Annotated in this window: 5 protein-coding genes and 1 pseudogene; 3 read left to right on the top strand and 3 right to left on the bottom strand. The window is 73.2% G+C overall.

Annotated elements, in window-relative coordinates; all coding sequences use genetic code 11:
• A pseudogene (locus ACWD3D_RS22435) lies at positions 1 to 629 on the top strand (hydrolase); the annotation flags it as partial.
• Between the two features lie 25 nt (positions 630 to 654).
• Here the strand turns inward: ACWD3D_RS22435 and ACWD3D_RS22430 are convergent.
• From ACWD3D_RS22430 to ACWD3D_RS22420, 3 genes are all read right to left on the bottom strand, one after another.
• A complete protein-coding gene (locus ACWD3D_RS22430) occupies positions 655 to 2,745 on the bottom strand; it encodes an ATP-binding protein (protein WP_451462607.1) in 2,091 nt (696 codons plus the stop codon).
• The gene (locus tag ACWD3D_RS22425; RefSeq protein ID WP_451462612.1) at positions 2,742 to 3,437 is read right to left on the bottom strand and encodes a DUF4255 domain-containing protein; all 696 of its coding nucleotides are present in this window, start codon (positions 3,435 to 3,437) and stop codon (positions 2,742 to 2,744) included. The genes ACWD3D_RS22430 and ACWD3D_RS22425 overlap by 4 nt, the downstream gene beginning before the upstream one ends.
• A gap of 184 nt (positions 3,438 to 3,621) precedes the next feature.
• A complete protein-coding gene (locus ACWD3D_RS22420; RefSeq protein ID WP_451462606.1) occupies positions 3,622 to 4,290 on the bottom strand; it encodes a helix-turn-helix transcriptional regulator in 669 nt (222 codons plus the stop codon).
• A gap of 215 nt (positions 4,291 to 4,505) precedes the next feature.
• Between ACWD3D_RS22420 and ACWD3D_RS22415 the strand changes: the two genes are divergently transcribed.
• Together ACWD3D_RS22415 and ACWD3D_RS22410 are read left to right on the top strand one after the other, a co-directional pair.
• Positions 4,506 to 7,289 (top strand): LuxR C-terminal-related transcriptional regulator, encoded by a 2,784-nt coding sequence (locus ACWD3D_RS22415; protein WP_451462605.1) that lies wholly within the window; start codon positions 4,506 to 4,508, stop codon positions 7,287 to 7,289.
• A gap of 129 nt (positions 7,290 to 7,418) precedes the next feature.
• On the top strand, positions 7,419 to 9,150 hold a 1,732-nt coding region (locus ACWD3D_RS22410), incomplete at its 3' end, for a collagen-binding domain-containing protein (protein ID WP_451462604.1).

Below are 9,150 nucleotides of genomic sequence, written 5' to 3'. Positions count from 1 at the left end.
CCCCCGCACCCGCCACCACCCCACCCACCGCCCAACCCGCCACCCAACCCACCGAAGAAACCAAATCCAAAGAATCCGACGGCTCCGGCGGCGGCGAGAAGTCCGCCACTCCGAAACCGCCGGAGAACACGGCGGCGACCGCGGTGAACAGGCTGGCGAAGGACGACCCTTCGGGCCGCCACATCTGCTACCGCGCGTTCGTCCGGGGCGAGGGCTGGCAGCCCCCGGTCTGCGACGGCACCATGGCCGGCGACACCCGGGGCGTCCCGATCGTCTCGCTGAACTTCGCCGTGTACGGCGTCGGCGGCTCGTCGGCCAACGCGTTCCTCCACGACCCCGCCTCGACCAACGGGCAGGGCAAGTGGCAGCCGTCGCAGTGGACGGCCATCGTTCCCGACGGCAAGGACAACTACATCGGCAGTACCGAGCCGGAGGCCGAGGTGATGTCGGGGTTCGCCATCAACGTGGGCAGCGGGCAGATCTGCCAGAACATCCGCTTCAGCGGCTCGGAATGGGACAAGGCCCCCACGTGCCGGGGTCCGCGCAACGCCTACAACTTCGGCGGCACCGTCGACAACAACCGCTCGCTCGAAGCCGTCCTGTTCACGGTGCCCCCCGCAGCCGAGTGACACCGGCGCCGGGCGCGGAAGCGGCCTACCAGGTCCCCTCGCCCGGTACCAGCCGGCCGGCCTTGCGGTACTCGCGCCGGGCGCCCTCCAGCAGGTCGGCCGCGGTGACCGTGTCGTCCCGGCCGGCCGCGAGGTAGGCGGCGGTCATCACGGCGCTGCGGATCGAACCACCCGCGAGCTCGAAGACCACCGCCACCTGCTTCACGTCGATGTCGTCCGCGCAGGGCACGTGGGACAGACTGTGCCGCCAGAGCGCGAGGCGCTGATCGGTGTCGGGGAAGGGGAAGTCCACTACCAGGTCCAGGCGCCGGGTGAACGCCTCGTCGATGTTGGCGCGCAGGTTGGTGGTGAGCAGCGCGATGCCGTCGAAGGACTCCAGGCGCTGGAGCAGGTAGGAGCTCTCCATGTTGGCGTACCGGTCGTGGGCGTCCTTCACCTCGGACCGCTTGCCGAAGACGGCGTCGGCCTCGTCGAAGAGGAGTACGGCGTCGGTGCGGTCCGCCTCGGTGAAGATGCGTTCGAGGTTCTTCTCGGTCTCGCCGACGTACTTGTCGACCACGGACGACAGTTGCACCGTGTAGAGGTCGAGGCCGAGTTCGGCCGCGACGACCTCCGCCGCCAGGGTCTTGCCGGTGCCCGACGCGCCCGCGAACAGTCCGAGGACACCCCGGCCCCGGCCACCGCCCGCGCTCAGCCGCCACTCGCCGAGGACCCGGTCGCGGTGCCGGGCGCGCAGGGCGAGTTCGCGCAGTTGGGTGAGCGGTCCGGGAGGCAGCACCAAATCCCGCCAGTCGACGTCCGGCCGAATGCGGCGGGCGTGCTGTTCCAGACCTGAGGCGGACTGCTGGCGTGCGGCGAGCCGCAGGTGGGCGGGGGCGAGCGGGGCCCCTTCGAACGTGGCGAGGCCACGGGCGGCCCGGGCGGCGCGGACGATGTGTTCACCGGCCAGGTGGTACGGGGCGACGGTGGCGGCCAGGTCGAAGCCGGGCTCCTCGCCGAGCGCCGCCGACCAGGCCCCGACCGCGCCGACGCCGCGCCGCGGCGCCTCCAGGACGAGCGGGTCCGTGTCGCACCACTGGGGGTCGTACGGGCGCGGTCCGGTGATCAGCACGGTGACGTCCTCCGCCTCGGCCAACTGCCGTATCAGCGCTTCCGGTTTGTCCGGAAGACCCTGGACGACCACCGCGTGGCCGGTCAGCCGGGCCTCGCGCAGCAGGCCCGGCACGCTGCTCTCGGGTCCGGTGAACCGCAGGGCCGGGCGGCCCGCGGCGCGCAGGGCGGCGGCGACGGACGACAGGCCGTCGCCCTCGCGCCGCTCGCGGACGTAGACGGTGACCGGCGGCCCGGTGGCGATCCTGGCGGCAAGACGGTGCACGAAGCGGCCGGGCCCGTCGTCCGGCAACGGCCCGTCCGGGAACGGCCCGTCCGCCTCAAAGGCCCCTTGCTCGCCGTACGCCCCCTGCTCGCCGTACGCCCCGTGCTCGCCGTACGTCTCGGCGCCCGCGTCCAGCGGATGGAGGTGCCCGGTGAGGGCGGCGTCCGGGGAGTCGTCGCCGAGCAGATGCGCCAGCAGCCGGTCCGGTACGCACAACGAGCGGCTCAGGAAGGGCCGTTCGGGCTCCTCCACATCGATCAGCCCGAGCGCACGCAACGGCGCGGCCGGATGCAGCCGGGCCCGCGCCGAGGCCAGGTGTACGGGGATGCCGCACAGGTCGAAGGCGAGCGCGACGGTGGCCCGGCGCCGGCCGACGTCGTCGTTGAGGTAGCCGTACAGCGGCTCGAAGCCCCGGTCCAGGTCGGGGGCGAGCGCGACGAGCAGGATGAGGGCGTCGAGTCCGGTCAGGCCGAGCCGGACGGCGAGGTCGGTGAGGCGGTCGTCGTACGAGTCGGCCGGCTCGGGGACGTCGAGCCGCGCGGGCTCCGCGCGGCGCAGCAGGTGCCGTACCGCCTCCTCCGAGATGTACAGGCCGCGCACCGGGTCGGACGCGGTGGGGTCGTCGGCGGAGCGGTGGTCGACCAGCAGCGCCACACGCTCCCGCAGCTCGGCGAGGCGGGCGAGGAGCGACTCGGCGTGCGCGGGATCGTCCGTCGGGTGGGAGGTGGTGCGCGGGGTCATGTCCGCTTGCCCGTGGTCCGGTTGCGCCGGGCGGTCTTCCTGGCCTCCCGGGCGGCCGCCACCTGGCGGTCCCGGTGGGCGCGTTCCGGCGCCTCGGCGGGGGTGCCGCCCATGGTGCCGTCCAGGGAGCCCACGCGGACGGCGGCTCCCTCGGTGACGGGCGGGCCGGCGTCGTACTCGGGGTAGGCCGGGAAGGGTGCGGTGATCACCAGGTCGAGGGAGGGCTTGAGTTCGCCGCCGAGCGCCGACCAGATCTCCGCGAGCGAACGGGCCTCGGTCTGGATGCCCGCCACCGACAGCGGCACGGTCATGCCCAGTTCGCCCAGCGAGCCGGGCAGTTCGGAGGGAGAGATGAGTTCGCGCGGGATGAGTGTGGCCAACGCGGCCGAGAGCAGCCGGTGTTCGTCCTGAGGCTGCTTGGTCCAGGCCGTCACCAGGTACGACAGCCGGAACCAGCGCGGCGGTTGGCGGCGTTTGACGACGACGTCGCGCTCGTCGTACACGGGGGCCTGGCCCCGCTGGCGGCGGTTGACGTCCTCACGGATGTCGTACAGGTAGGCGTTGATGGTGGGCGCGTTGCGGCGGGCGGCCCAGTCCCGGGTGGGTGCGTCGAAGGCGATGTCGATGCCCGATCCGCTCAACGCCCCCCCGCTGAGAAGATTCTTGAGGACCTCGTCCACTTCGTGGATCACCGTCGTGCTCCCGCCCTGCCGTTCCCGGCCCCGCGTGTCGTCCATGCCGTCGTGCTCGTCACCGTGGCCGCCCCGGCCGCCGCTGACGATCCTGCCTCCGCCACCGCCCGTCCCACGAGTCGCACCGGGACGACGAACGGGCAGTCCGTGCCGCCCCGAGGGGCGACTCACGTTGCCCTTTCGGTCAGATGTAGCCTTCCCTCAAGGCCTGAGCCACTGCGTGAGCCCGGTTGCGGAGGTGCAGTCGCGTGGTCAACCCGTGCAGGACGTTCTTGACCGTGCGTTCGGAGTAGGACAGCTTCTTGGCGATCTCTCCGGTGTCGAACCCCTCGGCCACCAGCCTCAGTACGTCGATCTCACGCGGTGTCAGCCCGGAGGCGGGGAGGCCGGGCCGGCCGGCCGCGTGGCGGTGCAGCGTCCCCACCTGGGTGATGAGTCGCCCGAGCAGGTCCGACGGCAGGTCGCCGTCGCCGCGGTCCGCCGCACGGATCGCCTGCACGAGCCGGCCCGCGGTGGCCTCGTGGCGCCACACGATGGCGCCGACGCCGCACTCGATCACGTCGAGCAGTTCGGCCTCCCGCAGCGCGCCCACGACGAGCGCCGCCCGCGCGCCCTCGCCGCGCGCCATTCGGCGCAGCCGGGTCAACACCGCCTCGTCGAGCACGTCTTCGACGAACAGCAGCACGGTGCCGGGGCCGGATTCGCTCTCGTCCCGGAGGTCGATCTCCGGGTACCGGCGCAGCTGGCTGTGCACTCCCTCGATCGAGATCGGGTCCCGGGCGTGCACCGCGACCCGTATCCGGTCCACGGGCTCGGCCGGGCCTGACTGTGTGGTGCGCGTGGCGCTGAGCAACGTGGTTCCCCCATGTACGCGTGCGTGCCACCCGGGTCCGGCAGGTGGCGGGTCCGCGTTCTCCACACTCGTGGAACGGCCGGGGGCACGGCAATCGTGGAACACCACGAGCGGCACCACGAGACCGGCGGTCGCCGCGGGCCATGACGGCACTCCTCGCGGGGTCCGTCGCGGGCACGTCACCGCGTACTCCACCGTCGCAAGGAGGGGACAGAATGTCCGGACCATACAGTGAGCAACCGCGCGAGCACAGGGGTGCGACCGAACTTCTCGCAACCGGTGCCGTCCGCGCCCGCGCGGGGAAGGGCGGTCTCGTGCTGGTGCGCGGGGCGACCGGAACCGGCCGGACGACCGTCCTGGAGGCCGCAGTCGAGGCCGCCGCGGGGCAGGGCATGCGCGTGCTGCGGGCCCGCTGCTCCGCCGCCGACGCCTCCGTCCCCTTCGGCGTCGTCCTCCAACTCCTGCGCTCCGGGGCGGGGGCCGGGGCACCGGCCCCCGCCTGTGGGGACACCGCCGACGAGCGCGAACACGGCGACCGTCTGCGGCAGTTGCTGCTCTCCCACGCCCGGGAGTCCTCGCTCGTCGTCGCCGTGGACGACGTGCACCTCGCCGACGCGCCCTCGTACAGGTGGCTGGTGGAGACCTCCCGGCACGTGGACCGGCTCCGGCTGCCGGTGCTGCTGGCCGTCACCGAACGCGGCCAGTACGACGTGGACCCGCCGGCGGCGGGCTTCGCCCACGGCCTCTCCCCCTCGCTCGTCCGCACCCACACCCTCGCCCCGCCCACCGCCGACGCGGCGGCCGGCCTGGTGCGCGCACGGTTCCCCTCCGCCACCGGGGCGTGGATCGAGGCGTGCACGCGGGCCGGCGCCGCGAGCCCGCTGTTGCTGCGCGCCCTCCTCGACGACCTGGAAGCCTCCGGTCCCCTCCCGGCCGTACCCGAGAGTGCCGCCGTGCTCTACCCGGGCGCGTACGCGGCGGCGGTCTCGTGGTGGCTGGAGAACGCCGGGGCGGGTACCGCCGAGGTGGCGCGCGTCCTGGCGGCCCTGGACGAGGGGCCGGCCCGGGAACGCTCCGAACGCCCCGGCCCCGGTGGCGGGGAGCGGCCCGCGGAGCACCCGGGCCGGCTGCTCGCCGAACTGTCGGGCGCCGATCCGGCCCGGGTGGCGGGCTGGCTCACCGCGATGACGCGGCTGGGCTTACTGGGCGACGACGACGGACGGCCCCGCTACTCCCACCCGCTGCTGCGGGACGCGATCCTCGCCCGGGTGCCCGCGACCAGACGGTCCGCGATACACCGGGCGGCGGCCGAAGCGGCCCTGCGACGGGGCGCCCCCGCCGAGACGGTCGCCGGGCACCTGCTGCTCTCCGGTCCGGTGGGCGAGTCCTGGGCCCCGGTGGCGCTGCACGCCGCCTCCTCACTGGCGCTGGGCGCCGGACGGAGCTGCGACGCCGTCGCGTACCTGCGCCGCGCCTTGGAGGAACCGCTCTCCGACCGGGACCGGCAGCGGCTGCTGACCGAGCTGGGCTCCCTGGAGTACGCGGGCTCCCAGTCGTCGGCCGCGATACCGCGGTTCACCGAGGCGCTCGCGCTGGCGGGCACGCCGCGTGACCGGGTCAGCGCGGCCGTCGCCCTGGGTACCGCGCTCGCCGGCCGGGGCAGTACCCGCGCCGCGCTGGAGGTGCTGCGCTCGGCGGACGGCCAGCTCGCCGGCCACCCCGGCCTGGCGAGCACCCTGCAGGGTGCCACCGTGTTCCTGTCCGACCAGGACAAGACCGTCCGCCGGGAGGTCTACCGGTGGCTGCGCGACACCACGGAACGCACTCCGGAGCTGGTCAGCCCGGCCGCCCAGGCCCTGCTCGTACGGTACGCGGCCACCGCCGGGCTGATCTCGGCGGACGAGGCCATGAGGAAGGTCCGGGTCCTGCTCGCCGAACCGTCCGACCCGCTCGCCGAACCGTTTCTGCTGGGCGCGGCGGCCACCGTGGCCCAGTGGGCCGACGAACTCGACGAGGCCGAGGAGCTGGCCGGCCGGCTTCCCCACCTGTCACACCCCATGCACCTGGCGCTGCTCCACGTACGCGCCGACATCGCGGCCTCCCGGGGCGAGTACAACCGGCTGCCGGCCGTCCTGTCCGCCGTCGGCGCCGCCGGGCTCACCCCCGCGCACGCCCATGTGCTGACCGGGCTCGTGGAGGCCGGCCGCGCGGCCGAAGCGCGGCGGCTCGCGGACGCCTTCGACCTGCGCGGAGCCCCGGACTCCTGGGGCCGCAACCGGCTCCTCCACGCGCGAGGGCTCCAGCGCGCCTCGGAGGGGGACCCGGCGGGAGCCCTGCACGACTTCCTGGAGTGCGGGCGCCGCCAGACCGAACGCCAGGTCGTCAGCCCGGTCGTCACCCCGTGGCGCTCGTCGGCCGCCCTGTGCTGCCTGGCCCTCGGCAGCCCCGGACAGGCGCTCGCGCTGGCCGAGGAGGAACTGCGCCTGGCCCGCGTCTGGGGCACCCCTCGCACGGTGGGCCGCGCGCTGCGCGTGCTCGGCACGGTCACCGGCGGTCGCCGCGGTCTGCTGATGGCCGAGGAATCCGTACGGCTCCTCAGGGACGCGCCGACCGGGGTCGAGACGGAACTGGTCAGCGCGCTGATCGCGCAGGGCAGAGCCCTGACGGCCGCAGGGGAGCGCTCCCACGCCCGCAGATGCCTGCGCGAGGCCTGCGAGCGCGCCGAGCGGCTCGGCGCCGCGCGGCTGCGCGCCCTGGCGGAACAGTCCCTGCGCGAGGGCGGCGCCCGCCCCGGCATCACCGCACGTACCGGCGCGCGCTCCCTCACCGTCAGCGAGCGCCGGATCGCCCGACTGGCCGCCGACGGCCACACGAACACCGAGATCGCCGTCCTGCTGCACCTGGCCCGGCGCACGGTCGAGACCCATCTGACCAACACCTACCGGAAGTTGGGCATACGCCGCCGCGTGGAGCTCGTCACGTCACTGGGTTCGGACTGAACCCGCGCCGACAGGGGCCGAGGCGGCAGGACCCGGCGGAGAACGGCATCCTGAACCGGTTGGCCCACGCGGTTGCCCGGCACGGCGAGCCACCCGCCCCGAATGTCCGGATTGCATATATTCAGCCGCATGGTAGAAGCGACACAGCGCATCCCCACCCGCCGGACCTCGGCCCGTAGCGTGCTCCGCTCCGTGGTGGCGACCGCAGCCTGTTCCGGAGTCCTTGCCGTCGCCGCGCTGACCGCCGGTCCGGCGGGCGCGGCGGCACGCGTTCCCGTGGACATCGGGAACCCCGTGGCCGGAAGCAACGGATTCGGCGTCGTCACCGAAGGCGATGCCACTCTCGGCAGCACCGAGTCGGAGGGCCCCGTCGCGATCGGCGGCGACCTCACCTTCGGTCAGGGCTACAACGTCTCGCTGAACACGGCCGGGACGTTCACCGCCCCGGGCGACTCCCGGCCCACGTCGTTGCTGGTCGGCGGCAGGGTGAACTTCGCGGGCAGCAGTTCCGACGGTGTGCTGAGCGTGCTCCAGGACGGGTACGTCAAGGTCGGCGACATGACGGGCAGCGACGCGCTCACCCAGGACTCGAACGGCGCGAGCGTCAACACGCGCGTGGTGGCCGAGGGTGCCGCGTACGATTCCACGCCTCGCATCCAGCTGACCACCCGGCAACCGGCGGCATCCGTCGCGCAGTCCGGCCTCATGGACTTCATGTCGCTGTTCTCCACGTATCGCGACCGGTCCGACACCATGGCCGGATGTGCCACGAACGTGATCCTGCGCGACGGCAACGGGACCCCGCTGCCCGACCAGAGCACCATCCCGCCCGGGTCCAACATCAACATCGCCCTGACGGCCGGACAGACCAACGTCCTGCGGCTGACCGGTGAGCAGCTCAACAACATCAGCGTCCTCACCCTCGTCGACCCGCCTACCGCGAACACGCCCCTGCTCATCACCGTCGACACCACCGGTTCGGGGAGCGACTTCACCTGGCACACGCCCACCATGGCCGGCGTCTCGGGTGACCAAGCCCCCTACATCCTGTGGAACTTCGCCGACGCGACCACCATCACCATCGCCGACGGCGACGAGGTCGAGGGCACCATCTATGCCCCGCGTGCCACCCTCACGGACCTGGACCCCTCGAACATCGAGGGCGACGTCATCACCCACGAGCTGATCGCCGGACCGCTCGCCGACAGCTCGGGCAACCCCGTCAACGCGGGGGAGATCCACTACTTCCCCTTCGACGCCGACCTCGTGTGCGACTCCATGACCACACCGCCCATGACCGGGCAGGTGAGTGTGGTGAAGAGGGACGCGCAGACCTCCACCACGCTGTCGGGCGCCCAGTTCGCACTCTGGCGCGAGACCAACGGGACCGCCGGCCTGCAGACGACCGGAACGAACCCGGACACCCAGGTCGACACCTGCACCACGGGAACCGACGGCATCTGCGCGCGTGAGGTCGGGATCGGCACGTACTACTGGCAGGAGACGGCGGCCCCCGCCGGCTACGACCTGCCCGACCCCGCCGTGTTCGGCCCGCTGGTCCTGACCGCCGCCAACGCCGACACGGGTGTCTCCGTCACCGCCGTCAACACGAAGACCGCCGTCCCTCCGGGCCCCGGCAGGATCGTGATCCACAAGACGGATACCGAGACCGGACACCGCCTGCCCGGTGCCGTGTTCCAGGCGTGGAAGGAGACGAACGGTGTCGCGGGGCTCCAGACCACAGGCGTGAACCCTGACACGAGGGTCGGATCCGCATGCACCACGGACGACCGCGGTACGTGCACCTTCGACGGTCTCGACAACGACCAGTACTACCTCCAGGAGACCGGTGTCCCCGAGG

Source organism: Streptomyces sp. NPDC002690, from assembly GCF_053592415.1.
Note: the sequence above shows the minus strand (reverse complement) of the source record. Positions and strands in the feature narration are given on the sequence as shown.